This window comes from Nostoc sp. C110 (assembly GCF_043099725.1).
Taxonomy (GTDB): Bacteria; Cyanobacteriota; Cyanobacteriia; order Cyanobacteriales; family Nostocaceae; genus Nostoc; species Nostoc muscorum_A.
The window spans coordinates 228,852-255,133 of the sequence record NZ_CP171137.1; the positions used below are offsets into that span (position 1 = coordinate 228,852).

24 protein-coding genes and 6 pseudogenes are annotated in these 26,282 nt (G+C 37.2%); 21 read left to right on the top strand and 9 right to left on the bottom strand.

Annotation, left to right across the window (positions count from 1 at the left end):
- Positions 1–335: 335 nt before the first annotated feature.
- Complete coding sequence (locus ACFFRD_RS01115; RefSeq protein ID WP_392475941.1) at positions 336–1,478, top strand: IS4 family transposase; 1,143 nt, start codon at positions 336–338, stop codon at positions 1,476–1,478.
- 40 nt (positions 1,479–1,518) lie between these two features.
- Here ACFFRD_RS01115 and ACFFRD_RS01120 read toward each other — a convergent pair whose 3' ends face one another.
- Positions 1,519–2,307 (bottom strand): DUF4047 domain-containing protein, encoded by a 789-nt coding sequence (locus ACFFRD_RS01120; protein WP_392475942.1) that lies wholly within the window; start codon positions 2,305–2,307, stop codon positions 1,519–1,521.
- Between the two features lie 835 nt (positions 2,308–3,142).
- On the opposite strand from ACFFRD_RS01120, the gene ACFFRD_RS01125 reads away from it, so the two are divergent.
- Positions 3,143–4,630 carry an IS1380 family transposase gene (locus tag ACFFRD_RS01125; RefSeq protein WP_163939618.1) on the top strand — a complete coding sequence of 496 codons (1,488 nt, stop codon included), beginning with the start codon at positions 3,143–3,145 and terminating at the stop codon, positions 4,628–4,630.
- Between the two features lie 227 nt (positions 4,631–4,857).
- On the opposite strand, the gene ACFFRD_RS01130 is transcribed toward ACFFRD_RS01125, so the two are convergent.
- A complete protein-coding gene (locus tag ACFFRD_RS01130) occupies positions 4,858–5,040 on the bottom strand; it encodes a hypothetical protein (protein ID WP_392475943.1) in 183 nt (60 codons plus the stop codon).
- Between the two features lie 178 nt (positions 5,041–5,218).
- On the opposite strand from ACFFRD_RS01130, the pseudogene ACFFRD_RS01135 reads away from it, so the two are divergent.
- The 3 genes and pseudogenes from ACFFRD_RS01135 to ACFFRD_RS01145 all read left to right on the top strand — a co-directional run bounded on the left by ACFFRD_RS01135 (position 5,219) and on the right by ACFFRD_RS01145 (position 8,116).
- A pseudogene (locus tag ACFFRD_RS01135) lies at positions 5,219–6,602 on the top strand (IS701 family transposase).
- 586 nt (positions 6,603–7,188) lie between these two features.
- Positions 7,189–7,629 carry a transposase gene (locus ACFFRD_RS01140; protein ID WP_392475944.1) on the top strand — a complete coding sequence of 147 codons (441 nt, stop codon included), beginning with the start codon at positions 7,189–7,191 and terminating at the stop codon, positions 7,627–7,629.
- Positions 7,580–8,116, top strand: a complete 537-nt coding sequence (locus tag ACFFRD_RS01145) for a hypothetical protein (protein WP_392475945.1) — start codon at positions 7,580–7,582, stop codon at positions 8,114–8,116. The genes ACFFRD_RS01140 and ACFFRD_RS01145 overlap by 50 nt, the downstream gene beginning before the upstream one ends.
- A 239-nt stretch (positions 8,117–8,355) precedes the next feature.
- Here ACFFRD_RS01145 and ACFFRD_RS01150 read toward each other — a convergent pair whose 3' ends face one another.
- Complete coding sequence (locus tag ACFFRD_RS01150) at positions 8,356–9,843, bottom strand: IS1380 family transposase (protein WP_392475946.1); 1,488 nt, start codon at positions 9,841–9,843, stop codon at positions 8,356–8,358.
- A gap of 70 nt (positions 9,844–9,913) precedes the next feature.
- Between ACFFRD_RS01150 and ACFFRD_RS01155 the strand changes: the two genes are divergently transcribed.
- From ACFFRD_RS01155 to ACFFRD_RS01170, 4 genes and pseudogenes are all read left to right on the top strand, one after another.
- Positions 9,914–10,402, top strand: coding sequence for a transposase (locus ACFFRD_RS01155; protein ID WP_392475947.1), 489 nt, complete (start codon positions 9,914–9,916; stop codon positions 10,400–10,402).
- Between the two features lie 80 nt (positions 10,403–10,482).
- Positions 10,483–10,563 (top strand): annotated as a pseudogene (locus tag ACFFRD_RS01160) (hypothetical protein); the annotation flags it as partial.
- 118 nt (positions 10,564–10,681) lie between these two features.
- Positions 10,682–10,888 (top strand): transposase, encoded by a 207-nt coding sequence (locus ACFFRD_RS01165; protein WP_392476155.1) that lies wholly within the window; start codon positions 10,682–10,684, stop codon positions 10,886–10,888.
- Positions 10,889–11,411: 523 nt separating this feature from the next.
- A pseudogene (locus ACFFRD_RS01170) lies at positions 11,412–11,579 on the top strand (IS4 family transposase); the annotation flags it as partial.
- 14 nt (positions 11,580–11,593) lie between these two features.
- Here the strand turns inward: ACFFRD_RS01170 and ACFFRD_RS01175 are convergent.
- A pseudogene (locus tag ACFFRD_RS01175) lies at positions 11,594–12,298 on the bottom strand (IS4 family transposase); the annotation flags it as partial.
- A gap of 598 nt (positions 12,299–12,896) precedes the next feature.
- On the opposite strand from ACFFRD_RS01175, the gene ACFFRD_RS01180 reads away from it, so the two are divergent.
- Genes ACFFRD_RS01180 through ACFFRD_RS01195 form a run of 4 tightly spaced genes read left to right on the top strand, consistent with a single transcriptional unit; the run spans position 12,897 to position 17,558 of the window.
- A complete protein-coding gene (locus ACFFRD_RS01180) occupies positions 12,897–13,487 on the top strand; it encodes a TnsA endonuclease N-terminal domain-containing protein (protein WP_335203392.1) in 591 nt (196 codons plus the stop codon).
- A complete protein-coding gene (locus ACFFRD_RS01185) occupies positions 13,484–15,721 on the top strand; it encodes a Mu transposase C-terminal domain-containing protein (RefSeq protein ID WP_392475949.1) in 2,238 nt (745 codons plus the stop codon). Before ACFFRD_RS01180 ends, ACFFRD_RS01185 begins: the two co-directional genes overlap by 4 nt.
- 11 nt (positions 15,722–15,732) lie before the next feature.
- Positions 15,733–16,755 carry a TniB family NTP-binding protein gene (locus tag ACFFRD_RS01190; protein WP_392475950.1) on the top strand — a complete coding sequence of 341 codons (1,023 nt, stop codon included), beginning with the start codon at positions 15,733–15,735 and terminating at the stop codon, positions 16,753–16,755.
- An 8-nt stretch (positions 16,756–16,763) separates the two neighbouring features.
- Positions 16,764–17,558, top strand: a complete 795-nt coding sequence (locus ACFFRD_RS01195) for a TniQ family protein (RefSeq protein ID WP_392475951.1) — start codon at positions 16,764–16,766, stop codon at positions 17,556–17,558.
- 323 nt (positions 17,559–17,881) lie between these two features.
- Here ACFFRD_RS01195 and ACFFRD_RS01200 read toward each other — a convergent pair whose 3' ends face one another.
- Positions 17,882–18,325: a hypothetical protein gene (locus ACFFRD_RS01200; protein WP_392475952.1), complete on the bottom strand. Its 444-nt coding sequence runs from the start codon at positions 18,323–18,325 to the stop codon at positions 17,882–17,884.
- Between the two features lie 276 nt (positions 18,326–18,601).
- Here ACFFRD_RS01200 and ACFFRD_RS01205 point away from each other — a divergent pair, with 276 nt between their 5' ends.
- Together ACFFRD_RS01205 and ACFFRD_RS01210 are read left to right on the top strand one after the other, a co-directional pair.
- Positions 18,602–18,853 (top strand): hypothetical protein, encoded by a 252-nt coding sequence (locus tag ACFFRD_RS01205; protein WP_094344148.1) that lies wholly within the window; start codon positions 18,602–18,604, stop codon positions 18,851–18,853.
- A gap of 510 nt (positions 18,854–19,363) precedes the next feature.
- Positions 19,364–19,555, top strand: a complete 192-nt coding sequence (locus tag ACFFRD_RS01210) for a hypothetical protein (RefSeq protein WP_392475953.1) — start codon at positions 19,364–19,366, stop codon at positions 19,553–19,555.
- Positions 19,556–19,598: 43 nt separating this feature from the next.
- Here ACFFRD_RS01210 and ACFFRD_RS01215 read toward each other — a convergent pair whose 3' ends face one another.
- Positions 19,599–20,192 carry a hypothetical protein gene (locus ACFFRD_RS01215; protein WP_392475954.1) on the bottom strand — a complete coding sequence of 198 codons (594 nt, stop codon included), beginning with the start codon at positions 20,190–20,192 and terminating at the stop codon, positions 19,599–19,601.
- 219 nt (positions 20,193–20,411) lie between these two features.
- Here ACFFRD_RS01215 and ACFFRD_RS01220 point away from each other — a divergent pair, with 219 nt between their 5' ends.
- From ACFFRD_RS01220 to ACFFRD_RS01230, 3 genes and pseudogenes are all read left to right on the top strand, one after another.
- Positions 20,412–21,476, top strand: coding sequence for a hypothetical protein (locus ACFFRD_RS01220; protein WP_392475955.1), 1,065 nt, complete (start codon positions 20,412–20,414; stop codon positions 21,474–21,476).
- On the top strand, positions 21,400–22,512 hold the full coding sequence (locus ACFFRD_RS01225) for an IS630 family transposase (protein WP_392475956.1): 1,113 nt from the start codon (positions 21,400–21,402) through the stop codon (positions 22,510–22,512). Before ACFFRD_RS01220 ends, ACFFRD_RS01225 begins: the two co-directional genes overlap by 77 nt.
- A 12-nt stretch (positions 22,513–22,524) precedes the next feature.
- Positions 22,525–23,247, top strand: a pseudogene (locus ACFFRD_RS01230) (mechanosensitive ion channel family protein); the annotation flags it as partial.
- Between the two features lie 20 nt (positions 23,248–23,267).
- Here ACFFRD_RS01230 and ACFFRD_RS01235 read toward each other — a convergent pair.
- Complete coding sequence (locus ACFFRD_RS01235) at positions 23,268–23,561, bottom strand: hypothetical protein (RefSeq protein WP_392475958.1); 294 nt, start codon at positions 23,559–23,561, stop codon at positions 23,268–23,270.
- A gap of 279 nt (positions 23,562–23,840) precedes the next feature.
- Here ACFFRD_RS01235 and ACFFRD_RS01240 point away from each other — a divergent pair, with 279 nt between their 5' ends.
- Both ACFFRD_RS01240 and ACFFRD_RS01245 read left to right on the top strand, forming a co-directional pair.
- Entirely contained in the window at positions 23,841–24,035 is a 195-nt protein-coding gene (locus ACFFRD_RS01240; RefSeq protein WP_392475959.1) for a hypothetical protein, read from the top strand.
- 10 nt (positions 24,036–24,045) lie between these two features.
- Positions 24,046–24,472: pseudogene (locus ACFFRD_RS01245) on the top strand (SDR family oxidoreductase).
- Positions 24,473–24,562: 90 nt separating this feature from the next.
- Here ACFFRD_RS01245 and ACFFRD_RS01250 read toward each other — a convergent pair.
- Entirely contained in the window at positions 24,563–24,940 is a 378-nt protein-coding gene (locus ACFFRD_RS01250; RefSeq protein ID WP_392475960.1) for a hypothetical protein, read from the bottom strand.
- Positions 24,941–25,339: 399 nt separating this feature from the next.
- Positions 25,340–25,561: a hypothetical protein gene (locus tag ACFFRD_RS01255; RefSeq protein ID WP_334766269.1), complete on the bottom strand. Its 222-nt coding sequence runs from the start codon at positions 25,559–25,561 to the stop codon at positions 25,340–25,342.
- Between the two features lie 199 nt (positions 25,562–25,760).
- Here ACFFRD_RS01255 and ACFFRD_RS01260 point away from each other — a divergent pair, with 199 nt between their 5' ends.
- Complete coding sequence (locus ACFFRD_RS01260) at positions 25,761–26,198, top strand: glycosyltransferase (protein WP_392475961.1); 438 nt, start codon at positions 25,761–25,763, stop codon at positions 26,196–26,198.
- Positions 26,199–26,282: the final 84 nt, after the last annotated feature.

The following is a 26,282-nucleotide window of genomic DNA, read 5'->3' on the forward strand; positions in this document are numbered from 1 at the left end:
CGTGCTGGTTTTTATCATCTACACACGTGTTGATAGTATTCAGTTTTGGATAGAGATTGCATTAGCAATTGGGATTTTATCAATTCTGTTTACATCCAAGTTTCTTTCTAAGGATGTGCCTTCGATAAATAACAGTAATTTGGCACAACCACAAATAAAAAGTCACTGTACATCTGGCTTAGGCATCCATATACCCATAAATCCTATGAGTTAGTCGCTTGTTCTCAATCTTGCGGGGGGACAAAATGGTTTAGAATGCTTATATTGCAAAGAGTGTAGCAATTTGTGGTAAAAGAAAAAGAGCCTTCATTCGCAACAAGCTCTATTTAATGATAATGTTACCAGAATTCTACGAGACAAACCTCAAGCGAGAATTGGGACGTGCAGAATATTTATTACTAAAAATTCTGATAAATTTATTACAATCTATTAAAACTGTTAGCATTGAAGCGCTGGCTACTGCTTTACCCATCCCCATATTTTTTGAAAGTAGAAGAAAGAGAGTTCAAAGATTTTTATCTTTAAATTACATAAATGTTGAAGAAATTTGGTTCCCAATTATTAAAAGCTGGTTAGAGATATATTTTCCCTTAAATGAAGTTATTTATGTAGTGATTGACCGGACTAATTGGGGGTGTATTAATCTGTTAATGATAAGCGTGGTTTGGGATAAAAGGTCTATTCCAATATACTTTGAGTTATTAAGTAAATTAGGCTCAAGTAATTTTGACGAACAAAAAGTTGTTTTTAATAAAGCACTGCCCCTTTTTAAAAATTATAAAACCGTCGTGCTAGCAGACCGCGAATTCTGTTCACTGAAATTGGCTAACTGGCTTACAGAGCAGAAAGTGTACTTTTGTTTACGTATAAAAAAAGATGCTTTTATAGAAATAGAACCAGAAATTTGGCTCCAATTAAAAAATTCCGGTTTATCACCTGGAGTTTCGTTCTTCTATCAAGGCATTAAATATACAAAAACTACAGGGTTTATTAGCTTTAATCTTGCGGGTAAATGGAAGCGGAAACGCTTTGGAGTTGCGCCAGAGGAGGGTTGGTTTATTCTCACTAATTTTGATACTTTAGAGTCTACTATTAAAGCTTATAAACAACGGTTTGATATTGAGGAGATGTTTAGAGATTTTAAAAGCGGTGGTTATAACTTAGAAGATACTAATGCATCGGGAAAACGGCTAATATCTCTAATATTATTAATCTCACTTGCTTATACAAGTGCAACAATATCTGGTCAAAAAATTAAACGCATGAACATCCAAAAATATGTTGGACGAATTAAAGAATCCTTAAGGACTGTTCGACGACATAGTAGTTTTTATATTGGCCTTCATGGCCACAATTGGGTCAATTTCATGGAAAATACCTATGAATTAGTCACCGAATTATTGAGACTAAATCTTAATAAGCGTAAATACTATCTGCAAGGAGAGAGGGCTATGAGGCTCATTATATCTGCGTCCTAGCCCTTTTTGTCCCCCCGTAAGGTTCTCAATAAGCGACGAATTAATTGGGGTTTACTCCCCCATCTTGGAATGCTTTAACTTGCATACCGTCAGTCAGTCTCTGTACAAAATTATCAAATTCACTTTTCATACGTACAGTATTATTCATAAGTTTAGCCAATACTTGATCCTTCTTCACCTGATTATCGAGTTTATCGCTGCCTATAATTGCTTCTAATTCTATTTTTAACTTATTCCCATTGTTTGTATAAATATCATAAAGTTGACCAATGCGTGGAATGTTAGGAAAAGGACTGACAAATTCTGACCATGTTGTGTTTGTGTCTCGAATTACTTCTTCAATGAAATAATTCATATCCTCCGCACGCCGACCATCTATTTTCTCACAGGCGTAGTAATACAATTTATAAAGGTCTCGGTCAAGACCTATTTGAGACAGCTTGTTTGACTGGGGTGGAGTGATTTTACGAGTTTCAGGTCGAAGGTCGTTTTCTAATTTTTGGTAGTTGTTTTCTAGTTCTTGGTAGATTTTATTCAAGCCATCGAATTCATTTTCCAGTTTTTCGTATTGTTTTGTCCAAAACTTATTCAATGTTTGTTCCAAGTCATGATAGTTTGTATTCAAATCTCCATAGTTTTTAGATAATTCATCATACTTTTTTTGCCAATAACTATCCCTGTTATCCTCCCTCTTTTTGGTTTCCTTCTCTCTACTAGGGTCACGAATCAAAACGAAATAAATAACAAGTAAGACTGCAAGTCCAAAAGTGCTAATAAAGTTAATAAATGCTTGGTTTCCTAAGAAATCAATAAAAGTTTGTAGCAACATGATTGCATCCTTTTTGTAAAGAATCTTTTAAATTTATCTTTTGGGATGTTAGAAAGCGGATGTTACTGAGGTGAAGCGTAATGTTTCCAGTAAGTGACTTAAAGGATAAGCTTGCCCTGATTATGTTTAAAAGATAAAGTGGTTCTTGTCAGATTTTGGTGATGATGGAAGGTTACGCCCTTTAAGGCAGAAGGCAGGAGGCAGAGGGCAGAAGGGTTTAAAACGTTTTCTTATCCAGGCGTGAGATTTGTGACTTCATTCTTGCGATCGCTTACGGCTTTCAAGTGATGCAGATGTTCTATAATCCAAGCAGAGCTTCAATTGTGGGAATTGTGGGAATTTTTCCTTCCTCTTCCTTCTGCCGTCTGCCTTACCCCAACCAAGATCACCAAAAGTTGCCAAGAACCACTTTATCCTTTAAGTGACAGTAAAAACGGCAATCTTATCCTTCCACCGACACCAATAGGGCTTTCAGCCTTAGCGTAACTTTCTGTACGACTGCTCATTTACTCCTTATAATGTGGATTTTGATAAATCCTTTCTTCAGGCTTTAGTATTACAAATAATAAGAGATATGTCTTACTTAAGTTATAGAACTCATTTGGGATCTATTCGTTAGCTAGAAGTTTGAGCATCAGTCTGATGAAACAAAGGTTGAGCTTTGCTGTGGGATGACAAAGAGTTTTTTCAAAGTCAGTAGGGTTGAGTCGATGGGGACTATTACGTCCCGCACCTCTCAGTTAGATCCGAACCCCGGATTTCTCACAAAGCCTGAAAAAAGAAGAGTCAAAAACTGCCAAAATGACTAATATACCTGAATTCCAGCAGTTTTAGCATGACTCTTCAGAACACAGATTGTATACCAGAACAGTTCAAATTTGAACAAGTAAAATCATGTCCAGTCATAGTGAATTTCCAGGGTAAGCCTGTAACATCAGATGCAGGTTTAACATTAATTGCGGAACTAGACCGGAAAAGAGGAATCACATCACGATTAGCACAGTGTTTCAAAGATTACAGAGAAAAGAACAGAATTGAGCATTCGGTAAGTAGTTTGATTGCACAGAGGATATATGCTTTAATCATGGGCTATGAAGACATCAATGACCATGAATTTCTCCGCGATGATTTGATATTTGCACTCTGCGTTGGAAAAGTTTTGAACAAAGAGTTTGAATCAGCGAAGTTAGCAGGTAAGAGTACATTAAATCGTCTAGAACACTGTCCAGAAAATATAACGTCTCTAGCAGAAAGTCGATATCATCGAATTGAACATAATGCAGAGGCTATAGAAACACTATTGGTGGAAATATTTTTAGAATCATATTCTTCACCACCACGGCAAATAACTATAGATTTAGATGTAACTGATGATCTGGTGCATGGTCATCAAGAAGAAGTATTCTTTAACCCTTATTATCGTGGGTACTGTTATGCTCCTCTGTATATTTTCTGCGGTAAACATTTATTAGCATCAAAGCTACGTGCCTCTAACTTAGACCCGGCAGAAGGAGCATTAGAAGAGTTACAAAGAATTATAAAACTAATCCGCTCACGCTGGGGGAAAGTGAAAATTCTGATTCGGGGAGATAGTGCTTATTCTAGAGAAGAGATTATGGCATGGTGTGAATCACAAAGAGAGATTGATTATGTGTTTGGATTGGCGCAAAATAGTCGATTAATTCAGCTTTCACAATCAATTAAATACCGTGCTTCTCTTGAATATGAACAAAAACTGCAACCAGTAGTTAAGTTTTTTGAATCCTTATTGGCACCGTCACCAGATTTACACCTCGCAGCAACAGCATTTGTGAAGAATTCAGTTTGGTATTCATCGCTTAACTATAAAACTCTATATTCTTGGAGTCGAAATCGTCGAGTTGTTGCCAAAGTTGAATATAGTAATCAAGGGGTAGATACTCGTTTTGTAGTAACTTCACTAGCGATAAATAAAATCCCCCCTGGAAAACTTTATACAGAAAAATATTGTCCAAGAGGCAACATGGAAAATTGTCTCAAAGAGCAAAAACTAGAACTAAAAAGTGATAGGACAAGCACCCATACATTTGCAGGTAATCAACTACGGTTGTGGTTTTCATCTGTTGCCTATATTTTAATGAATGCTTTACGAGAGAAGTGTTTAGCCAAAACGGAACTTCAAAATGCTACTGTTGGCACTATTCGGACAAAGTTACTAAAGTTAGGAGCAACTATCACGGTGAACTGCCGAAAAATTTTAATTTCAATTAGTAGTTCTTGCCCCTATAAAGGAATTTTCGCTCTGGCATACAATTATTTATCTCTCTTACCCTGTCCTGGTTAATTTTTACTTAATTGTCATCATAATGATTAGCTTCCTGGGGTTGAGTTTACTGAATTTAACCCTGTTTTCGGCTGCTTAATTATTGCTAATCATAGTTTTTATTTCAGCATTTCTCGTTTTATGCGTCTTTTATTTATCTTTAAAGCTTCGGATAACACTTAATTGTCTTAGGTTCCTGAATTTAATCCACTGATGTATAAAATATTCTTTCCTAAATTTTACTCATCTCAATGATTTTTTTGCACTTGTGAGAAATCCGGGGAACGTGTTTTAATTAATTGTGGTTGTGCCTGCTCAAAAATTAGTCGGCAGAGGTCCTTGAATGCTTGGCGTTCAGCTTTCCATTGGGCTTTTTGGTGTTCTGTCCACTGAATTTCTGTCTGGGAAAATCCTACCCCGGCGTACTGCACGAGCAGACTTGGTTGAAGTCATAGTTAATTATCTGTTGAGTGCAATACCCCTCTCCTAAGAAAACAGAATGGTTTCTTTCATCCATAGTGGGCGATCGCTCATGAACAGCTTCTGTCACTTTCCGAGTATTCTTAATAAAAGGATTAAAAGAAAAAACTCCGGAAGGTAAGCAGGGCAATGGATGTAGAATTACAAATCCTGAAACATTTGGCAAGAGATGCCCACCCAACAGTTGCGATCGTAGATGAATATTGTGCAGAGTACAAAGACCTGTTTAAAGAAGTAAGAAATTATGAATGTTTTAAATATTTACATTTAGGAATGATTTCTCCAATCAAAAGAAAATCATTACCAGAGATAGCGAAAGTAGTAAGTATAAACTCAGCCCAATCATTACATCATTTTATAGCTAATTCAGACTGGTCAGTAAATGAGTTGAAGAGCCGAAGATTAAAGAGAATAAAAAGAGCATTAAATAATCAGGCAATTACGGTAGTAATAGATGAAACAGGAGATAGGAAAAAAGGTAAAAAGACAGACTATGTAGCTAGACAATATTTAGGAAGCGTAGGAAAAATAGATAATGGGATAGTTTCAGTTAACGCCTATGGAGTTTATGCTAACATAACTTTTCCATTAATCTTCAAAGTATTTAAACCAAAAGGAACACTAAAGGAGTCAGATAAATATAAAACTAAAATAGAGTTAGCCTCAGATATAATTACAGAATTAATGGAATCAGGCTTCAATATTGAATTAGTATTGGCTGATAGTTTGTATGGTGAAAGTAGCCAATTTCTGAGAAAACTAGCTGAATATAACTTAGGTTATGTGGTATCAATCAGAAGTAATCATGGAGTCTGGTTGCCAACAGGGCAAAGCGTTAGAGCTAACAAGTGGTGTAAATTCTCCAGAACATTTAGCAATCAAAAATCAGAGACTAGATATATTAGGGAAATAATTTATGGTAAAAAAAGAGCCATAACTTACTGGGAAATAACTACTGACCCAGAAACCATGCCAGAAAATTCTACCTCCTTTGTGATGACGAATCTTCAAGGAAATTTGAAGAAGACTTTAGGCGACCTCTATGGATTAAGAACCTGGGTTGAATATGGGTTTCGACAGTGTAAACAGGAACTAGGCTGGACAGATTATCGGTTCATTAATTTCCAACATATTGAGAGATGGTGAGCCAGCGCGGTCTTGGGGGTTTCCCCCATGAGCGACTGGCGAACCCGAAGGGTGGGAGATTATTTTTAATGTTTATACGATGATTAGTTTAAATTCTCCTGTTTTCTTAAGACTAAATCAATCTTGTCAACTTGAGGCTGAGGCACAAGAAAATAATGATGTTGATTTTTCTAATCATCCACAATGGAATCATGAATCTGGATGGAAGAATACTTTAAATAATCTGCGTCTTATTATCCAACCAATTTTACTATTTTGGTTAATTTATCCCTGGTTAAGTATTTTTCCTAATTCAGATTTGTTACTAGAATTCAATCATTTAATTGCCGCAATGAATCAATTTAAACCCTATTATGCTTCTGGATGATTTAGCTTCTTTACTACTTGCTTATTTCGGAAAGTGACAGAAGCTGTTTACGGACGCGCTCGCTTCCGTTATGGATGGAAGAAACAAGTCAAATCGTCTTCCCTTCTGCCTTCTGCCTCCTGCCTCCTGCCTTGTTTCTTAGGAGCAACTGCACAGGCGGCACTGCCACCCGCTATGAATGAAAGAAACTATTTTGAAGCGATTAATGAACGAGTACATTAGAATTATCCTGACAGTTAAAACCGAACCCACAATAGTGTGTTGAGCCTGATTAGGAGCATGGTTCTGGGGCATTATGGCTATGACATTGGTGAAGGACTTGCGTTTCCTATCCCGTTTGAAAGATTATCTATGAGTACATCCCCAGGTCAGGACTATCCATAATAACTAGAACAGGGTTGCAGCAATGAAATTGCCAGCAAATCAAGAGAAAAACCCTAGCGTGGCAAAACTAACTAGAGCAAAAACTTAAACGTAGTAAATTCGTTATTATTGAAAAGTTTGGTTTACCTATTTACGCGTATTTCAATCATGAAAAATCTACTCTAGCAAGTTTTACCACTCTAGGAAAAACCAGCCTGTACCTGTGGTAAAACCTTCATCCACTTTAGAAAAAATTAACCAGAACGCAGCCGGAATAGACCTTGGTAGTGGAGAACATTGGGTTTGTGTGCCCACTGATAGGGCAGATAAAAATGTTCGCCGATTTGGGTGTTTTACCCCTGATTTAATTGCAATGGCCGATTGGTTAAAGGAATGCCGAATAAATACCGTGGCAATGGAAGCCACAGGAGTTTATTGGATTCCAGTGTTTCAGATATTAGAAGCCAAGGGTTTTGAGGTCAAATTAGTCAATGCTCATCACGTTAAAACAGTCCCTGGGCGCAAAACAGATGTGTTAGATTGCCAGTGGTTACAAAAGTTACATACATATGGACTACTGTCTGGTTCTTTTCGCCCAGAAGACCTTTCTTTGTGTGCTACGCAGTTATATCCGTCAGCGAGATACCTTAATCAAGAGTGCTAGTGCCCATATACAACGGATGCAAAAGGCACTCATCCAGATGAATTTACATCTCCACAAAGTCATCAGCGATGTGACTGGTTTGACCGGAATGAAGATTATAAAAGCAATCGTTGCTGGTGAACAAGACCCACAAGTTTTAGCATCCCTCAAAGACCCACATATCAAAAGCAGCACAGCAGATATTGCTGCATCTTTAACTGGTGATTACCGCCGTGAACATTTATTTGTCCTCCAGCAAGAATTAACACTGTATGAGATTTATCAACAACAGATTATTGCTGTTGACGCTGAAATTGAAAAATGTTTAGCATCTTTTGAACCTAAAACTTTAGATGAACCACCAACAACAGGAAGAAAACGCAGAAAAAAACCGACTGCAAATCACCCCGATTTTGATTTGCATAAATATCTTTATCGGATGGCAGGAGTAGATTTTACACTGATTGATGGTCTTGATGCTTTAACGCAAATTTCTCACAAACAATAAAAAATCAATTCACATCGCTTGATGTAAGACATTTTTTGATACATCATCAATTGAAATTTATGATGGTAAATAAAGTAAGTACAAAATAGCCATTATTAAGCTAAAACAGCTACTAAGCTTTTTGCTTGTACTGGGATTAAAACACTCTGCTCATAAAATTAAGCATCCAAAACAAGGCTTGAATCAAACCAAGCCAAAAATATTATTAGAGAGAAGGTGAAATGCTGCTTGACTCGAAATTAAGCGGTATTCGAGAGCATTTTTAAGCATCTGTAAGCAGCAGCAAAGATATGTTTTACAGGACTTGAGCTAGTAATCGCAATTAAAATTCGCCGTGAGCTTATAGTAATTAAGGCTCCTAACTTCAATAATTTTGTCCGAATAGTCCCAACTTGAGAATTTTTTAATTCGGTTTTGGCTAAACATTGTGACCGCAATGCATTCATCAAAACGTAAGCAAGAGAAGAAAACCATAAGCGTAGCTGATTTCCTGCAAATGTATGAGTACTGGTTCTATCACTAAAAAGCTCAAGTTGTTGTTCCTTAAAACGATTTTCCATCTCCCCTCGCTTACAATATTTTTGTCTGTAGAGTTGACCAGGGGGTACTTTATTGGTAGGAAGACTTGTAACAACAAAACGAATATTATTTCCCTTTATTCCATATTCGACTTTACAAACAACACGACGACTACAACTCCAAGATTCACGAGTCTGATAGTCTAACGACTTATGCCAAATTGAGTTATCAATCAGGTCACAAGCAAGTTCAGAAATTTGTTCATCTGGTTTAAATAGAGTTTCTAAAAATGAAGTTACTGTTGATAACTTCTGCTCAAACTCAAGCGAGGCTCTATTTTGAGTCGCCGTAGCCATTTGAATTAAACGGCTGTTTCGCGCCAATCCAAAAACGTAGTCAACTCCAGTCTGCGACTCACACCATGTCATAATATCGTCTCTGGAATAGGCACTATCTCCTCGTACTAAAATCTCAACATTCTGCCAATGTTGACGTATTTGTTTAATGACTCTTTGCAACTCTTCTAACGCTCCAAATGCTGGATCTACATTAGAAGGACGAAGTTTGGCTGCTAATAAGTGTTTGCCACAAAAAATATAAAGTGGAGCATAGCAATATCCTCCATAATAGGTATTGAAAAAAACTTGCTCCTGATTGCCATGTACTAAATCATCAGTTACATCTAAGTCCAAAATAATTTTTCGTGGTTCTTTTGAGTAGGATTTTAAAAATATATTTACAAATAGACTTTCAATTTCTGCTGAAGAATGTCCAATTTTATGGTAACGACTATCTGCTCCTTGTTCTACATCTTCAGGACAATGTTCCAGCCTATTTAATGTACTCTTCCCTGCTAATATTGCAGGCTTATCTTGTACTCCAACCCTTTTTCCTAATGATAGAGCAAACATCGGATCATGACGTAATTCTTCATGGTCATTTAAGTCTTCGTATCCCATGACCAACCCGTAGATTCGTTGTCTAATTAAGTTTTCTATTGAATGGTCAATTCGATAAGGCTTTCGGTAATCTTGGAAACATAGTGCAAACTGTGATGTGATTTGCAGCTTTCTATCTATTTCAGCAATTAAGCTTAAACCTGCATCAGATGTTACTTGTCCACCCTGGAAATTAACTACGACTGGAACTAACTTTGGCTGTTCAAATCTGAACTGTTTCGGTATACGATCTGTCGAAGCTGGGGTCATGCTCTATAACTGCTGAAATACTTGCTATATATACATTTTCGCAGTTTTTGATCCCTTTTTTTCAGATTTTGTGAGAAATCCGCGTTTAACTGTTCAGACCATTTTATCTGAGGTGGGATTAAACCCGAAACGTTTTCCCAGCGTTAAACACTTCACCTCTTGGTTGGGTTTATGTCCTGGTCAAAAAGTGACCGGCGGTAAGGTCAAAAGCTCTCAAACTCGTACTGTTGTCAATCGTGCTGCAAATGCTTTTCGCATAGCGGCTTTTTCTCTGACTCACAGCCGTTCTGCTCTGGGTGCATTTTATCGCCGCTTACGTTCTCGCTTGGGCGCACCCAAAGCAATAACTGCTACTGCACACAAGCTGGCTCGTTTGTTCTACCAAATTTGGACAACTGCTGGACGATATTCTGATCCTGGTATGGAATACTATGAGCAAAAATACCAGGATCTGATCCTCAAAAATCTCCAGAAGAAAGCGCAAGCTTTTGGTCTTCAACTTGTCCCCAAATCCCAAGATAAGGGGGAAGCTTCATTTGGTCAAACCCTTTCTACATAAGCTTTACGTCAAGTGTTTCTTGAAAGAGGGGTAGTCGTCGTGTTGTTTGTAAGGTTGAATATGGAATAAAGGGAAATAATATTCGTTTTGTTGTTACAAGTCTTCCTACCAATAAAGTACCCCCTGGTCAACTATACAGACAAAAATATTGTAAGCGAGGGGAGATGGAAAATCGCTTTAAGGAACAACAACTAGAACTTTTTAGTGATAGAACTTTTTCCTCATACATTTGCGGGAAATCAACTACGTTTATGGTTCTCTTCTCTTGCTTACGTTTTGATGAATGCATTGCGGTCACAATGTTTAGCCAAAACCGAATTAAAAAATTCTCAAGTTGGGACTATTCGGACAAAATTATTGAAGTTAGGAGCCTTAATTACTATAAGCTCACGGCGAATTTTAATTGCGATTACTAGCTCAAGTCCTATAAAACATATCTTTGCTGCTGCTTACAGATGCTTAAAAATGCTCCCAAATACCGCTTAATTGCGAGTCAAGCAGCATTTCACCTTCTCTCTAATAATATTTCTGGCTTGTTTTGATTCAAGCCTTGTTTTGGATGCTTAATTTTATGAACAGAGTGTTTTAATCCCAGTACAAGCAAAAATCTTAGTAGCTGTTTTAGCTTGAAAATTACTACTTTGTACTTACTTTGTTTACCATCATAAATTTCAATTGATGATGTATCAAAAAATGCCTTACATCAAGCGATGTGAATTGATTTTTTATTGTTTGTGAGAAATTTGCGATCAAGCAACTTAAATTTTCCTTTTAAGCCGTGAAAGCTAGAAATAGCAAGAGTAATGACAATGAACCATGAAAGAATAGGACTTTGAGATAGGCGAATACAAAAGCATCGCTCTGTCGAAAAAGAAATCAGATTCTTCATTAGAGGTATTTCGACTCTTTAGATTCACTGTCTTCACTTTCGGGCACATAACTTGAACAACCCAGTTTGAAACCATAAAGCAAGCAAATTGCTCACATTATGCTTTCGGTGACATCTCCCAAACTGCCCAAGGTACTAACTGTTAGTTGGGCTGTTGAAGCTGTTGCTCGTCTTGGCGGCTACCTCGAACATCGAAGTAAAACACCCATCGGTATCCAGGTACTGTGGCGAGGCTGGTTAAAATTGCACGATCTCTGTGAGGGTTGGCAGCTTGCAAAAGAAACTTAACGGGAAAAGTCAGTTCCTGAAGGATTAATGTATGACAAATAAGAGCCGTCTTCTAAGGGTTTTTCAAACATAAATTTTACATTTGCCGGAATTCTGCCTAGATATTCACAGCCCTGAGATATTGTTGCAGATACCATTGCATAGGAATGTAAACCTCTATCCCACATTAACAACATTCCTGATTTCACCGAGCGTAATAATTTTAATGCTCGGACTCGTTCTCCCATACGATAAGGACACATTAAAGCATCAAAGATGATGTGTGTTCCTGCTTCTACCAAAACGACTAGTCTCACTTTGGGGAATGCTGCAATTGTTCCAGGGCGACTACTTGGACGACCAAACACTCTTGCATTTTCTTCGCTATCTGGGATATCAAAACAGCTACCATCAATCACCACTATTCGCAGTCCATTCAAAAATGCTCCCAATGTTTCACCCGTTGCCATTGGTTTTACTACCTGGTGAAACAATTGGCTTATCGCCCTAGATCCTAATCTTTGTCGAGCTTGCGTAATTGCTGATTTACAGGGTACTCGCCAATATTTACCAACTTTTATCCATCCCACAGAAAGACCATCAACTAAGTTTTTCAGTACATCTCGCATCGAATCTCTCGACCAAAGGCTCATTGCTATTACAAGGCATACTACTAATTGTGCTGGTAGCGATCGCCTTCTTTCCTCATCAGCTTTTGTAGTAGCGATCGCTTGCTCAATCGCCGTTGCAGGGATAGCTGTCTCAATCGCTTTCAGTAAATCGCTACTTTGTATCTTTGGAGACAACACTGAGAAATCCTTGAGATGTACCACGATTCATTTGGATGCTTGGGAACAATGCTTACTTTACCTAACTTTCAGGTTTAACTGAACCGTATTGGATTATACCGAGTGTAGTCAGTTGAACCCAGACCAGAGCTACTGGACGGTGCTTCCTTTTCCGTAAGCATAAGATGAGCGACCTGTTTTGAAACCATAAAGTGAGCAACTTGCTCATCTTATGCTTTCAGTGACAATACACGATCGCGGAGGAAGACAAAATAAGGTACTCTTATCTTTTATCCGACATTAACTACGATTAAAACTACTTTCCTTGATACATAACACTTTCACCAACATGCTGTCGGTTCGCAGACTAAGTGAAAATTGTCGCGGACTATGTGAAAAATTGTCGCAGACTAATTGAAAATGAGCGTGGATCAATTAGGCTGGAGAGATTATCACTAGATTGGGGGCAAGAAAGCCTTTGGCAAACGGGGTGAGAAGAATTACCAATAGTGGATCAAAGAAAATTATTGGTAAATTCCCCAGTTTGAAGATGGACACCATCATTTGGTGGGAGTCCCAAATTGAGCGAGATTACATTTATCTGCTAGAGATTGATCCAACAGTCCAGTCATACAGGGGCCAGCCATTCAAAATAACTTATATCTCAAAAGGTGTAACTAAAAACTATACCCCCGATTTCTGGGTACAAAGAATAGGGCAACAACAGGTGATAGAAGTCAAACCTGCATCCCAGGTTAATGACCAAAAAAATCTTGATAAATGGAGACATATCAGCCATTTATGTGAAGAGCGGAGCATGAGATTTATGGTAGTGACCGATACAATGATTCGGCAGCAACCTAAACTGGATAATATTAAGCTGTTATACAAGTATGCCCGTAGTCCATTTACACTACAACAATACTTAGACTGTCAATGTTATTTCACTTCCAGAGAACCAACGCCTTTCAAACAGGTGTGTCATGATCTAGAGCGAAAAGGAATATATCCTAACCTATTATTCAAACTACTGTATTTTGGCTGGCTGTCAACAGATTTAATGCAATCTATAGGTGCAGCAAGTCTAATTCAACTATCTCAATTTAAGGGTGATGTTCAAGCATTACTTTTGGATGTATGAATAGATTCCAAATCAGACCTGGACTTCATTTTTGGCTAAAAGGGCGCGAATACGTCATTAAACAGCAGTTAGCCAATGGTGAATTACAGATATTTGAAGTCGTTACCGAAGTCTTGTCTAGAATTACATATACAGCTTTAGTTCAGTTGCTTTTTAGGGAAGAATTAGAACTTCAATCAACAGAATCTTTTGGTGTTGTTGGACGAAAAGGAAATGAGACTCAAGCTGATTTTACTCAACTTCCTGAAGGAATTCGCTTTGAAGCTAAAAGAAAATACAGTTATGTAAGCTTTGTTTTAGAGCAAGATATACCTCAAAGGACTCCAGCTAGTCTGCAACCGATTATTGAACAAGTGTCAGAACAAATTAATGACCTTAATCCGCCAAATTGGTTAACAGTTTACCGTTGGCTAAAAGCTTATGAAAGCTCAGGTCAGGATATTCGTTCATTAGTTCCTAAGCATAAATACAAAGGAGATTACCGACCCAAACTAGAGAAAGAAGTAATTCAAATTATTGATAGGTGCATTCAAGAAATCTATTTAAACCCTTCTCGACCAGATATGGCAGATGTACATGATGAAATTCTGCGCCAAATTAGGCAGGAAAATCTTACTCGTGCAAGCATTGGTCAAAAAGCTTTAGAAATTCCACATCGTTCAACTATTTACAGATTTGCATCTAAATTAGATCCATGTGTAGTCGCTAAAAAACGTTTAGGCAACCGTATAGCCTCTCAAATGTATGACCCAGTAATGAAGGGGCCACGCCCGAATCGTCCTTTAGAAAGGATAGAAATTGACCATACTAAACTGCCATTGTTTGTAGTAGACGCAGAACATCGAATGCCTATTGGCACCCCTTGGTTAACTTCTGCTGTAGATAAATATTCAGGAGTCATACTAGGGTATTACGCCAGTTTTGAACCTCCGAGCTATTTATCGGTAATGCAATGTTTGCTACACGTTATCCGTCCCAAAAATTATCTAATCGAAAATTTCCCAAGCGTGGTGAATACTTGGGACACTTATGGACTGCCAGAAGTGATTGTGGTTGATAATGGAAAAGAATTTTATAGTACACATTTTGAAGATGCATGCTTATCTTTGGGAATAGCTATTCAATATTCACCACCCAGAATGCCCTGGTACAAAAGTTCAATAGAACGATATTTTGGTGCGGTAAATAGTCAACTTTTGAGTGACCTACCAGGGAAAAGCTTCTCAAACTTTATGAAGAAGTATGATTACAACCCTCTGAAAAATGCAGTGATTTCTTTTGAAGCACTGCAAGAAATTCTACATATCTTCATTATCGATATTTATAACCAAAGTTCTCATCCAGAATTAAAATCGCCTCGGACATCTGTGTGGTCAAAAGCTATCCAAGAGTTTCCTCCAGCTTTACCAGGCTCTTATCAACAACTAAAAGTATTAGTGGGAAATATAACCACACGCAAAGTCACTAGAAGGGGGGTAGAGTTTGAAGGACTTATCTACAATAGTTTTGAATTATCTCGCTTCCGTTCATCAGCTTTAGCATTAGAAAAAACAATTGTTAAATATGACCCTACAGATTTATCTCAAATCTATGTTTTTGATCCAACAATTCATCAATTTTTATCTGTTCCTGCTCTCAGCCAAGAATATACTAAAGGGTTAAGTATTTGGCAACACCAAGTAATTAAAAAACTGGCACGTCAAGAAGCTGAAAAAGTCGATATTATAGCATTAGCTTTAGCCAAAGAGCAGATTCAAAAAATTGTTGAGCAGGAATGGATGTCATCAAAGAAAGGCAAAACCCGTACTGCTATGGCGAGATGGAAAGGTATTGGTCGTTCAGGGCTGAATACAGGAGACTTTGAGTTTTCTAAAGATGAGCAGCCTTTGAATAATGATATGGCTATAAATTCAATTGATCCTTCTTCTGTTACTATACCAAAGAGTGAAATTTCAGTAATGTCAGGCATATCAGAGCTTGGTAGTGCATTCAATAATGAATTTTCATCATCTTCAATTGAGGAAAAAATAGAAGTTGAAAAATTTAATAACGTTCAAAGCACATCTTGTAAAGACAGTGGAGAGAATTCAATAAAACCGAATAGGAGAAAAAGCTCACTCAATCAAAAACTTAATGTCGAAGTTAGTGATAACATTTCTGAAAATTTAGAAGAAACTGCTTCATGGAAGCCAGACTTATCTGGTTGGGATGTGAGCATTGGATTACCTTCATAAAAATTATTAGTATGCCAAAAATGCCAAAATCTTTGTCAAATATGACTTTATCAGAAAAGCTATCCATAGCTAATAATATTTATGTTGCCTATCCTCGATTTAAAGAAATCTTATCTGCAATAGAGGATTGCCATAATTTTTCTAATCTCAAAGATGAACCTGAATGCTTATTCTTAAAGGGGGAAACTGGAGCAGGTAAAACTACTATTTTTAAAAGCTATGCTCAAAAATATCCCAGAATTGAAACAGATTCAGGTACTATTGTAAAATTATTGTCTGTGACCATTCCATCTCCAGCAACCGTCAAAAGTGTTGTGAGTAAGCTGTTATGGGAATTGGGAGATCCTGCTTATGAAAAAGGCACCATCAGCAATCAAACAATCCGACTAATTGGATTGATGAAAGATTGTGGAGTTTCTTTAGTTTTTTTAGACGAATTTCAACACTTTATTGATAGGGATTCAGCCAAGGTTCTCAGAACAGTATCAGATTGGCTGAAAAATTTAATACTCGACACAAAGGTACCGATGGTACTTATTGGATTACCCGAAGCTGAAGCAGTTTTTAAATTTAATCCTCAATTAAGCCGAAGATTTGCTAATAGACATAATCTTAGCCCTTTTTCTTGGACAGAGGATTGCGGAAAAGAATTTCGGACTTTTTTACACGCAATAGAATCGCAGCTTCCCCTTGAATTAGAATCAAATTTAGCTAGTGAGGAGATGGCTTTTCGTTTTTACTATGCTTCTGATGGAATTATAGCTTACGTAATGAAGCTAGTTCGTTATGGAACTTACTTGACATTAACAGAAGGTTTAAACAAACTTGATTACCCGGTTTTGGCTAGGGCGTTTGAAAAATATGTAAAAGCTGATAAGCCTTACAAGAAAAACCCTTTCCTTAACGATGATTGTTTAGTAAATCTAGAAAATAAAATATCTTTAAACGAATCTCTGGTTAATATAGGAAGTACTAACCAAAGAATTAAAACTAAAAAGAGAAATCAGAAGGCATCGGATGTTCTGCATAAATAATATTAAACGTGTGTTCCAATAAAAAACTTTTGCGCCGACCTCGCCCGTATATAGATGAGAGTCTCATTGGCTATATTGCTAGACTTGCAGATACTAATTATTACCCTTCTCCAAATTATATTTTAAAAATTTCTCAACTGAGAGTCACAGGAATATATAGTAATATTTTTATCTCTAAAATTGATGATTTATGCATCCTTAGTCAGATCACTGAAGTAGAAGCCAGTATTCTTTGGGCAATGGCATTTTCTTCAACTAATTCTTGTAGCTCTGCATACATCTTCACAAGCGTAGTCAAAGCATTTGGCGAAAATATTTCTACCTCCTTATTTAATAAAACTGGGGTCAGATTTTGCCCTATCTGTTGGCAGACCAAAGCTTATTATTCTCAGGTTTGGCATCTATCTCGTGTTACAGTATGTCCATTTCATAAATGTTTTTTGATTGATACTTGTTACAACTGTAATAATAAAATCAAGTTTTTAAGACCGAGATTGTTCAAATGTCAATGTGGCTTTGATTTTCGTGATTCTCAAATAAATATCGCCAATATCGAAGAATTTGCTCTGTCTTTCCAGATTTACAAACTGTGCCAAGTACCTGAAATAGAATCTATTAATTACAATAGTCAAATTCAAGATTTAGAAGCTGCAAAATCGAACAAATTAAATAACCTTTCCGATTACAATTATGATTTATTTGAAGGTTTGATAGTAAAAGACCCAAGAGTTAGAAATGATACATTTTTTCCTTTGCTTGGATTAGAAAAATTACTTAATTTTCGGACACAGATGTTGGAATAAATCACTAAGACTAAGTACACGTCATCGTAAAAAAGGGTTGTAAATGAAAATTGCCATGCCTGTAAAACAATACGGTTCAGTTAAGGCTAAAACTCTTTGTCAAAGTCAACTTTTTTAACGTAGACGCAAAGCGGTGAGCCAGTCCGGTGGACGGGTTCCCCGGCATCAAGGAACTGGCGAACCCGTAGGGCTTGCCGCAGGCTACCGCAGAGGAAACAGAGAGAAGAGAAAAAATGCTTAACCCAAGCATATTGGGGTTGATTGGGTAAGTTGAGCTACTAAATGGCTTGGTTGAAAAATCCTAGACAATTGAAGAAGCAGCATCACCCCTCATACCCTACTAAATACTCCTGAACTAAAGAAAATAAAGCGATTGCCATCTGTTCAAATTTATTGCCGTCTGGATAGGGGCAAGGTACAGCCAAGTTTTTGTCATTTTGCCAGTGCTTATTGTATGGTTCTGGGTCTAATGGTGCGTAGATGAAAGTTAACACCTGATCGCGCCACCAGCCACTTAACTGAATTAGTTTCTTTCCTGGCAACAAGTAAAAGTTAAAACTAGGATAGTAATTATGTTTGTGGAGAGGATCATAATCAATCAAACTATTTTGAAAGTAAGCTTCAAAATAAATAGCGTCTGATGAGCGATTGTAGACTCTTCCCTTCTCCTGGATAGGAGATACTTTAAAACGTAGCCAAGGGAAATGCGCTTGAGCTATTTTTATTGCCGCGAGTTCAAATTCGATGGGAATAATAACGTTATTCATTTTCTCCTTTTTGCTTTAATAACAATTTAGAAAATTTCGATTTATTTCTAACGTTTATTTTAGGGTAATATAGTCTAAAAATAAGATAACTTTGCTAAAATTTAACTGATTTTTAAGTATCCTAATAATTGAAAACATCTAATTAAATATGCCTAAAATTTAGGAGAAAGATTGTTAGTGATTTATAGACTGCAAAGTGATGACGGTTGAACTACCAGAGAACTGCCCTAATCACGAAGTATGTAAAGCGTTAGGTTTGCCACCTCAAAATAGAATGTGTGGCATTCCTTATCAAATATAGATCAGTTATTTAAAGTATCTACACTGGAAGTCTTTAAATCATTAGACAGTGAAGCAAAAGAAGCAGGTTACAGTGCAGCAACTAATATTTGTTACAGTTATAAAAACTATTGTTTAACTGTTGGTAGAGATGAGTTTGGTTTTAGCCTTGATATTCCAGCCGAAGCAAGAGCTTTAGGCTTTGCTGAAGCCGAAAAATGTCATATCAATATCGACGTGGTAAATTAGCGGAGATATCACACTAGACGCTACTCATTCCAAAAGTGAATTCCGTACCTCATTTAAGGTGGGCTGTACTAAGGTTAAGATAAAAATACTACAATACAGTTACGTGCAGAATCAAAAGAAATTTTCAATTAGTCTGCGAATTTGGTAGGAAATTTTCAATTAGTCTGCGACAAATTTTCACTTAGTCTGCGACAACACAAGCCAGAAACCCTATTCTTCCGTTGACAATTTTTCACTTAGTCTGCGAACCGACAATGCGATCGCTCTGCGTGCATGTTGGCAACGGAATAGACACTATTGCGCTGCCGATGAATTTTGCTTGTCTTTGGTATCGCCTTTGATGCGTAATCCAAGCGATAACCATTTACAGGGTGCTAACTTCCAGTTATAGTTAGCCGTAACTTATTATAGGCACAGTGCAACTATAACTTTGACTTGGTGCAAAGATAGTTTACAAAAGTTGCTCAGGCGGTTGCCTTAGTCTATGGGAATAAAAAAGTTTAACAATTTTTGTTAAGTGCTTTACCCCGCTCCAAGCATCCGTCTAGAAATCGCTTGAAAGACCCTTTACGCCGCACCCACGCTACGTTATTACTAGAGCGATCGCCACTGGATCATGACGGTTATGCCATCGCTCTTAAGCTCTTCAACGATTTCTGGTCTTATTTGGCGGTAACTCTATTATTATCCAGTCATCAGTAATGAGGAGCATATTTTCCAGTGTTGTAGAGTTTTTTGTTCTTGACTAATAAATTTCGTCTTCTTCATCTAGCCAATCTTCATCCCAGAGAAGTTCATTGTAAACCTTAGTAGCTTGAGATATTTTTAGGTTGTGAGCTGCTGTCACACAATTTCTTGGTTGCCAGCCAATGAGGGCGTATCGAGCATGTAAATATCTGACAGCATTTTTGCAGTCATTAATTACTGGAATATCCTCAAAGATGTATTTTCGCAATTGGATTCCTAAACGAATTGCCTCCATTTCATAATTGTGAAAGTAGTGTTCTTCAGCATCAGGTGTAGAAATCAGTAATCCTCTTACCCAGGCATGATTTTTATAGATAGCCTTCGCTACAACTAAATTGACTTGTTTTGGTGTCCAATTGCTCCTTTGTAAAAAGTTATCTATTGCTGATTCATCATCTAAATCTATATCTATGTTAGATTCTGAAAGTATTTCCGAGATATCTGTATTTTCTAAGAACAATTCATACCACTCTTGAAAAGTTTCGGGACTAAATAGCTTTCTCGCTTCTTCAAATGAAATTTTTTCCCATCCAGCATCTGTAACTATTTCGTTACCAGTAGGAGCAATGAACAGATTTTCTTTTTTTACCATCCAAGGGAAGGGTGGATTGTGATTTTTTCTCTTTCGTTTACCCATTGAATTGCTATAGAGGATGACTCTTATTATCCTGTCTCCATTCTACCTGAAAAATTGAGTGTCTCTAGTCAATGAAAAGCGATGCTAATAGAAACCATCACAAAAATAGTTTGATTTCGATAAAATCTAGTTAATATTAATTAGCGGAAGTAAAAATATTTTGTTAGAGTCTTTATGTTTGATTTTCATCGTTTGCGACTGCCATCAAAATATTTCAATATTCTCATTACAGTACTAACTTTTGTTTTATTTTTTTGGTTTACTCCTGTCGTTGCTCAAGCATTAACTAAAGCTCCAGTTATTTTGGATGGACAACAGCTTTTTCAGATCAGCGATTCTGGTCAGTATAGCGCTCAGGAACGGACAAATTTAATCAACTCACAACTAAAAAATGTGATTTCCGCTTCTGAGTCTATTCAAGTTAAAATTGAAAAACGCAACCAGCTACCTACTATTTTGTTAAATGACCGCTATCTGTTAACAGTTACACAACAAGATACTGTTCCAGGTAGTACACTTGATGAGCAGGCTAACATTTGGGTACAGCAAATTGAAGGAGCCTTACAGCAAGCTCATTTAGAGCGAACTAGAACCTATCTTCAACAAACAACTTTTATCGCAGCAGTAATTTTACTCATAACTGTAGGATTTAGTTGGCTATTAGGATGGATTAAGCATCACTTTATTCGTGTAGCTTCACTTCGCTTAACTACTAGCAATGCCATACCTAATTCGGAAACACTTAAAGTATTAGAATTATTTTTCAAATTAGTGTTGGCAAGTATGCGTATCGGACTTTGGATGAGTGCGATTCTTTATATCACTAATCTCTTTCCTTTCACTCGTCAATGGAGCTACCAAATTTCAAATATCCTGATTACCAGTTTTACCTCACCTATTCTGACATTAGGAAAGAATCCTTACTCTCTTACCGAATTAATAATTTTGGTTGGTCTGTTGTTTGGCTTAGTTATCTTTGCTGGAACTTTAACCAATTTTTTACGTTCTCGGATTCTATCTTATACTGGAATTAATCGTGGCGCTCAAGAAGCGATTATAATACTTTTAAAATATGGTCTAATTTTTATTGGCACACTGGTAAGCTGTTGCGCCTACAATTTGCATATAATAAAGATGAAGAAAACTTCGGGTACAGGTTGTTATGCCGGCTATTGGCTTTCTACGCTTAGAACAAAAACAGCATCTACAACAGTTGTTAAAACAGAGCGATCGCTCTGAAATGAGAGAGCGAGTTTTGATACTGTTATTGATGAATGATGGTAGAACGCAAGAAGAAATAGCAGGATTAATCGGTTGCTCTCGTAGAACAGTAGCATATTGGTGTGTGCATGGAGATCCAGATACGATAGAAAGCTTAGAAGACGGTAGAAGGAAAAGAGAATATAGAAAAGTTAATCAAGTTTACATAGATAAGCTATTAGAGATAGTAGAGAAAGAACCAAGCGAATTAGGTTATGAATTTGGTCGATGGACAGCAGAAAGATTATCAACATATTTAGAAAAACAAACAGGATTAAAAATAAGCAGTTCTCAAGTAAGGAAGATATTAAAAAGAAAAAAGTATGCTTACCTCTGGGCAAAGTATAGTCTAGAGGACAGACAAAATACAGAGAAAAGAAAAGAATTTAAAGAAAAGTTTCAAAATTATTTATCAATAGTAAAAGAGAACCCAAAGCTTTATCAGATATGGTTTTGGGATGAGAGTGGTTTTAGTTTACGAGTGTTAAGAAGGAAAACTTGGGGTAAAAAAGGAAAAAGAAAAAAAGTTACTGGGAAACGTAGTAAAGGTAGAGTAAACATGATGGGAGGTTTAAGGCTATCTGATAAAAAGCGGGTATGTTATTTTATTGAAAGAGGAAATTCAGAAACCTTTTATGAGCAGCTCAAACAACTACACGAATTCGTATTAAAAGAATGGTTGGTTTTAGGGAATAGTCAAGAATACTTTCACGAACATGGCCCAAAAATAATTATATTTTTAGATAATGCAAGTTACCATAAACGTAAAGATATATGCGCCGAAATAGAAAAGAATCTACCGAATATTATTCTTGAATATCTCTCTGCTTATAGCCCTGACTTTAATCTAATTGAATTAGTTTGGCATTCATGTAAAGAATATATAGCTCATAGACTGTTTCAATCAGTATGTGAACTAAAATCTACGTTAAATAAACTCTTAAATGATGGAGAGCTTATTATTAAATGGGGAAGAAAAATAAAAAATAAGGGAAATGCTGTATGTGCAAATTAAAAGCACAACAGCTTATTGCTACAAATCTGGGGGCTTGACATTAGTTCTTTGACAATTTTAGCAAGTGCTTTAAGCGTTGGAATTGGCTTTGGTTTACAGGATATTGCTAAGAATTTTGGCAGTGGTTTAGTACTAGTATTTGAGCGTCCGATTCAGGTTGGAGATTTTGTTGAAGTTGGGGAATATACAGGTATTGTCGAGCGAATCGGTGCCCGAAGTACCGAGATTCGTACTCTTGACCACGTTTCAATCATTGTACCCAACTCTCGCTTCTTGGAAAAAGAAGTAATCAACTGGAGCCATCGCAACCCGATTTCTCGCCTTCATCTCCCCGTTGGCGTTGCCTATAGCTCAGATCCTAAAGCAGTGCAATCTGCTCTGTTAGAGGCTGCTTCTAAGCATCCCAATGTATTGCAGACTCCTTTGCCTCTAGTACTGTTTAAAGAGTTTGGCAACAATACCTTAAATTTTGAGTTATTAGTCTGGACTGCGGAACCTAATAAACAATTTTTGCTCAAAAGTGATTTATACTACATTATTTACGAAGTATTACAGCAACGAGAAATTGAAATTCCTCTTGCTCAGTTAGATTTACATCTGCGTTCTGGAAAGTTGGAATTTACGGCAGAAATGCAGTTAGCTTTAATACAGATGGTTGAACGATTATCAAATCAGGAGTCAGAAATAGATTCAACCAATCCAATTGAAAAGGGTACAGAGGGTATAGATGTATGAGCGCTCTGTAATCATGGGGTCTACCCACAGAAATCATCCACGCGGATATCCCGCCAGACATCAGAAACCTGCCAGCCGGAATTACCCACAGATTGTACTGGAGGATTGTCAAGGAATGGAACATAGTCAGGAACTCTAGACTCTGAAATCGCTACTGGTTTCTCCTCAACCTCAACCATAGGGGCAGTAGAATTGTCAGTATTAGCTTGAAGAAGTTGGTCTTCAGCCTGCTCGATTAACTTCATCTGTCTCAGGGTAAGCTTGTCGGATTTTTTGATGATTTTCTTTGTATGTATCTCATTAGAAGTTTTCATTGGCTGTTCCCTCGAAGGCATTGGCTTAAAATTTGTCTGAGTAAAGTTGCAAGAAGTTAGGTATTAATAATTGCACAGAATTAACAAGATACACCAAATCGATGGAAAATACGAGTCCCAAATTGTAAGAATTTATTAATTGGACATAAATATCTTTTTCGGGCAGATGCCTAAAAGCGATCGCAGCAATCAGGAGAGTTATCTACAACCTTCGTCGCTCCAAGTTTAATGTGGCATGACATCAACATTACAGGCATAAGTAAAGGTCTAGGTTATGCGATGACCGAGGGTTTTATTCAACAGGGGCATACTGTTATTGGTTGCGCCCGTTCATCAGATGTTATTGATAAAATACGCCAAAAGTTTAGTGCTACCAACGATTTCACATCTGTAGATGTAGCAAATGAACAGCTTGTAAAAAAATGGGCACTCTTTCGTACTTCAAAAATATTCACCGCCAGATATAGTAATTAATAATGCGGCAATTACCAATTATCCAGCGCCTTTGTGGGAAATACCATCTGAAGAATTTTCGGATCTAATAGATATCAATATCAAAGGAGTAGCGAATATAATTCGCCATTTCGTACCAGCAATGGTGAAAAACAAACGGGGCATTATTGTCAACTTTAGTTCTGGCTGGGGACGTTCGACTTCAGCCAGGCGTTGCACCATACTGCGCTTCTAAGTGGGCAATAGAAGGATTAACTCGTTCTTTGGCACAAGAATTGCCAACTGGTATGGCAGCTATACCCCTCAATCCAGGTATTATTCATACAGATATGCTTTCTATTAGCTTTGGAGAAGAAGCTGCTAATTATACACCCGTGTCCGATTGGGTATTAAAAGCTGTTCCGTTTATTCTCAATTTAAAACCCAAAGATAACGGGATTCCCAAAACCCTTTCATGAAATTGGTCATGCGTGAATTGTTTTGACTGTCCCTGAGCGCTTACAGAAGAGGGACGGGGAATTTCGCCGAATTTGTGAAAAAAGTAGGAACTAATTTGAAATATTAATAACTTTTGGCTCAATTAGTGTACCGTCCAGAAGCAAAATGATCTCACTGCGATCTAAATAATAAATATGCTTATCAATTTCTGGGGCAAACACAATATGCCAATACCATAGAAATGGCTTTGGATAAGGTTGCAGAGATTGAATCGAGGCAGCTATACATACATAAGAGTTGAATTGAGGTCGCTTTCGATAAGCTTCAGCCCGACCAATTTCAATAGCCTCGCTCATTGATAAAGGCACTGCTGACAATTCCGGATTCCAGGTGGAAACTTTTTTTAAAAGTGAGAGGGACACCTCGAAGTAAAGCTTCTTTTCTTCTGTACTGCAAGTTAGCAGAGTAATTATTATATCTTCAAGCATCAAAGCAATTTTAGATTATCCTAGTTAAGGAAAAAATTAATAACAAATAAGCTTAATTGTCAATAATTTGCTAATTAATGATCGTATATCTAAACCTACTTGTCAATAGCATTTGAGATGCACTTACACTGAGAAATTAACGTTTATATTTTGGTTAACATAGAAATTACCCTTCCTTTGAAAATAAAGTATCCAAATGGATGGGAAATACGAGTCCCTTGCTGAAAAATTTATGTTTTTCGGGCAGATGCCCTAGCATAATCTAGTTGCAAAGATGCCAGTATTAAGCGTAAGCGTAGCTCGCCGCAGGCATCGCTTCTTTCCTTATAACTGTACTTCAAGATTGTTTTGCGGTTTTGACTCCTAATGAGCAGATAATAGATGGTTGAGGGTTTGCGCTTATCTTAGTGCCATTCGGCCTTGTCCTTCAATTACATTCACAGTCGCATTGCGAGGATTGGTATGCTCTGCAATGGTCGATTCTGCCGCCAGAGACATCAGCGTATAGCGGCAGTTTCCATCTTCTAGCAGAACCTTACTTTTAGCTCCATGCTGGGGATATTCAATGATGTCCGCCCAACGAATTTTGGTTATCTTCAATGAGAGTATACTTGTAGTCATGGGATGATTCCTTTGTTGTAGAGAGATTAATTTGAGCGACAAAGACACTTTTTGATTGAGTGTCTGTATTGGAGCATTAATCATAAAACTGCCAAATGTCACTTGTTTAAGGTTGATGAAGTTCTTTGTCTTAATTGTAGTGTCCTGATAGAGAGGCGCAGGAAATTAGTACAATTTTTGGATACTGGAGTTTTCATTTTTGAAAAAGCATTTGAGCCAAAGTCTACCTATAGCACCAAGCCGAAAACTGAAGATTACGATCCTAACAGTAGGTTCAAGAGGAGACTTGCAACCATACTGCGCTTTGGCTATTGGCTTGAAACGTGCGGGGCATGAAGTAACCGTAGCAACCCATGAGAACTTTGAACCATTTGTGAGGAAGTTCGATTTAAAATTTGCACCGATCGCTGGCAATATGGAAGAGTTTTTACAATCGAAACAAGGGCAGCGATTGATTGCGGGAGAAAAGTTGAAAAAAGAAGAAGGAGATAAGCTTTTACTTCAACAGTTGGAATCAGCTTGGAGTGCGTGTCAGGGAAGTGAGGTAATTATCTACACGCCGTTAGCTACCTTTGGATATCAAGCCAATTCGCAATTCGCAATTCGCAGTTCGCAGTTAATTAACGCACCTATCTAAATTCTAAATTGAATAATTAGCTAGTTTTTGGGTTTCAAAGTTTCATTGAAAGAAAATTGCGAATTGCGAATTGCGAATTGCGAA

What these genes read in the sequence shown, in the direction of transcription:
- ACFFRD_RS01115 (WP_392475941.1), top strand. Translation starts at nt 336, where the DNA reads ATGTTACCAGAATTCTACGAGACAAACCTCAAGCGAGAATTGGGACGT.
- ACFFRD_RS01120 (WP_392475942.1), bottom strand. Translation starts at nt 2,307, where the DNA reads ATGTTGCTACAAACTTTTATTGATTTCTTAGGAAACCAAGCATTTATT.
- ACFFRD_RS01125 (WP_163939618.1), top strand. Translation starts at nt 3,143, where the DNA reads ATGACTCTTCAGAACACAGATTGTATACCAGAACAGTTCAAATTTGAA.
- ACFFRD_RS01150 (WP_392475946.1), bottom strand. Translation starts at nt 9,843, where the DNA reads ATGACCCCAGCTTCGACAGATCGTATACCGAAACAGTTCAGATTTGAA.
- ACFFRD_RS01165 (WP_392476155.1), top strand. Translation starts at nt 10,682, where the DNA reads ATGAATGCATTGCGGTCACAATGTTTAGCCAAAACCGAATTAAAAAAT.
- ACFFRD_RS01180 (WP_335203392.1), top strand. Translation starts at nt 12,897, where the DNA reads ATGGACACCATCATTTGGTGGGAGTCCCAAATTGAGCGAGATTACATT.
- ACFFRD_RS01185 (WP_392475949.1), top strand. Translation starts at nt 13,484, where the DNA reads ATGAATAGATTCCAAATCAGACCTGGACTTCATTTTTGGCTAAAAGGG.
- ACFFRD_RS01190 (WP_392475950.1), top strand. Translation starts at nt 15,733, where the DNA reads ATGCCAAAAATGCCAAAATCTTTGTCAAATATGACTTTATCAGAAAAG.
- ACFFRD_RS01200 (WP_392475952.1), bottom strand. Translation starts at nt 18,325, where the DNA reads ATGAATAACGTTATTATTCCCATCGAATTTGAACTCGCGGCAATAAAA.
- ACFFRD_RS01215 (WP_392475954.1), bottom strand. Translation starts at nt 20,192, where the DNA reads ATGGTAAAAAAAGAAAATCTGTTCATTGCTCCTACTGGTAACGAAATA.
- ACFFRD_RS01220 (WP_392475955.1), top strand. Translation starts at nt 20,412, where the DNA reads ATGTTTGATTTTCATCGTTTGCGACTGCCATCAAAATATTTCAATATT.
- ACFFRD_RS01225 (WP_392475956.1), top strand. Translation starts at nt 21,400, where the DNA reads ATGCCGGCTATTGGCTTTCTACGCTTAGAACAAAAACAGCATCTACAA.
- ACFFRD_RS01235 (WP_392475958.1), bottom strand. Translation starts at nt 23,561, where the DNA reads ATGAAAACTTCTAATGAGATACATACAAAGAAAATCATCAAAAAATCC.
- ACFFRD_RS01240 (WP_392475959.1), top strand. Translation starts at nt 23,841, where the DNA reads ATGACCGAGGGTTTTATTCAACAGGGGCATACTGTTATTGGTTGCGCC.
- ACFFRD_RS01250 (WP_392475960.1), bottom strand. Translation starts at nt 24,940, where the DNA reads ATGCTTGAAGATATAATAATTACTCTGCTAACTTGCAGTACAGAAGAA.
- ACFFRD_RS01255 (WP_334766269.1), bottom strand. Translation starts at nt 25,561, where the DNA reads ATGACTACAAGTATACTCTCATTGAAGATAACCAAAATTCGTTGGGCG.